Here is a 2,234-nt window from a genome sequence, read left to right as displayed (position 1 = left end):
ATGCAGGTCAACGGCTACTCGCGAGCGACCGCTGCCGACCACCTGGCGGGGATGAGCGTGGCCATGCTGATCGCCTACATCCTGATCGGCCTGCTGGCGACCGGGCTGGCCAGGCGCGGAATCAAGCCGGTGGCCCTGCTCGCCGTCGGGCTCGGTCTATCGCTGCTGATGCTGGCGCTGATCGCCAGCGAGGCATCGCCGGCAACCCACTGGCTGTGGGTCGCCTACGGCACTTTTTCGAGCTTCGGGACGCTGGCCTTTTCGTTGACTGCCGCCGGCTTTCCGGTCGCCCTTTCGGGCCGCGCCACCACCGCTTTCAACCTGATGGTTTTCGCCGGCGCTTTCGCCCTGCAGTGGGGCCTCGGTCTGCTCATCGATCTGCTGCAAGCGCAAGGAGAGACCGCCGTAATGGCTCATCGGTATACTTTTCTGACGCTGCTCGGGTTGCAATCAGCAGCCTACGCCTGGTTCCTTGTCAGCGGCTACCGTTGGCACCGGCTGCCGAACCACGGGCAGGGCTGAGGGGCAAAACACGAGACCGCGGTAGCGGGCAGTGAAGTAATCATGGCGCAACAGAACCAGACGGCGCCTGCGCTGGTTCCGGGCCAGTCCTGGTCCGGCCCAGCCGCAGCTTGAAACCGGCCTGGTGCAATAAGCCCGCCTCGATCTGCAGATCGGCGCGGGTCAGCGGATGCGCCTCCAGCCAGCCATCCGGAAAGCCCAGCTCCAGTTGCCGCCGGTCGACGTGCAGACTTATTGCCGGCAGCGCCTCGCTGCTGCGGCTACGGTGTAGCACCACCGCCAAGCGCAGGAGAACGCACAGACGCCGCGCGGACCGCGTCCACTGCTTCGGCAGATGGGCAAAGGCCGCGGCCGGAAAGGCGCGCCGGTGACGCCGGACCAGGGCGGCCAGCAAGAGCTGATCGTCGCGTGAATAACCCGGCAAATCGGCGTGCTCAAGCACGTAGGCGCCATGCCGGTGATGCCCGTCATGGGTCAGCAGCAGGCCGGCCTCATGCAGGCGGGCCGCGCGTCCGAGAACGTGTGGCGCCTCGGCGCCGTTGAGTCGCCATTGCGCTCGCACCTGCCGAAGCAGCGCCAGGGCGGTCGCGCTCACCCGGCCCGCCTGCGCCTCGTCGAGGTTGAAGCGCGTGATGACGTCGGCGATCGTCCGGTCACGTACGTCTTCGTGTCGAATGCGCCCCAGGAGGTCATAAATCAGGCCTTCGCGCAGCGCGCCTTCCGAGACCTGCAGCTGCTCGATGCCCAGTGCCTCGCACAGGCCGTGCAGGACGACGAAGCCACCCACGAAGACGCGGGCACGCGCCGGATCAAGCTGCCAGCGGGCGGCTATGGCGGCGGTGTGGCGGACCTCGCAAAGGGCTTGCCGCAGTCGCCGCAGCGCCTCGAGTGTGATCCCCTCGCGGCTCCAGCCCTCGCCGATCAGCACCCCCTGAATCGCCTTGATTGACCCGGAAGCGCCGGTTGCCACGTTCCAGCCGCGGGCCAGGTATTCTTCACGTACCGGCTCGAGGTTCAGTTGAACCAGCAGTTCCGCTTCGCGCAGGCGGGCCGCCGTCACCCGGCCATCGCCGAAACAGGCTCGGCTCAGGCTGACGCAACCCATGCGCAGGCTGGCCAGATGCAGTGGGTCGAATTTTTCGCCAATGATCAGTTCGGTACTGCCGCCACCGATATCCACCACCAGCCTTTTGCCGGGAATGTCGGCGACGTTGTGGGCGACACCGAGATAAATCAGCCGTGCTTCTTCCTGGCCACGTACGATTTCGACCTTGTGGCCGAGGAGCTGTTCTGCGCGAGCGACGAACTCGGCGCTGTTACGCGCCTGGCGCAGGGTATTGGTACCGACGATGCGTATCTGCTCAGCCGGAATGTGCCTCAGTCGTTGCCCGAAGCGTGCCAGGCACGCCAGAGCTCGTCGCTGCGACTCTTCCGACAGGCGATTGCGGCCATCCAGGCCGCCCGCCAGCTGAACCATCTCGCGCAAACGGTCGTGAACCTGCACCTGTCCGTTGCTCAGGCGGGCAACGATCATGTGAAAGCTGTTCGAACCGAGGTCGATCGCCGCTACAAAATCAGAAGACACGTCAGGACTCCTTGCCATGATTTGGGAAAAACGCTGCGCGAACGCGGCGTGACAGGTCGGAGGCGGTCGCGGTCGTCGGTCGACCGGGGAAGGCGAGCAGGGCAGCAAGTGGTGCCGGCGGGGAACG

Annotated in this window: 1 protein-coding gene and 1 pseudogene; one reads left to right on the top strand and one right to left on the bottom strand. The window is 65.9% G+C overall.

The features are described 5' to 3' along the window. Positions 1 to 522 (top strand): annotated as a pseudogene (locus RUW20_RS07385) (MFS transporter); the annotation flags it as partial. Between the two features lie 40 nt (positions 523 to 562). Here RUW20_RS07385 and RUW20_RS07380 read toward each other — a convergent pair. Continuing rightward, the gene (locus RUW20_RS07380; protein ID WP_313951564.1) at positions 563 to 2,107 is read right to left on the bottom strand and encodes an exopolyphosphatase; all 1,545 of its coding nucleotides are present in this window, start codon (positions 2,105 to 2,107) and stop codon (positions 563 to 565) included. Positions 2,108 to 2,234 lie beyond the last annotated feature (127 nt).

The sequence above is a fragment of the Accumulibacter sp. genome (assembly GCF_032229525.1).
In the GTDB taxonomy this organism is placed as follows: domain Bacteria; phylum Pseudomonadota; class Gammaproteobacteria; order Burkholderiales; family Rhodocyclaceae; genus Accumulibacter.
Note: the sequence above shows the minus strand (reverse complement) of the source record. Positions and strands in the feature narration are given on the sequence as shown.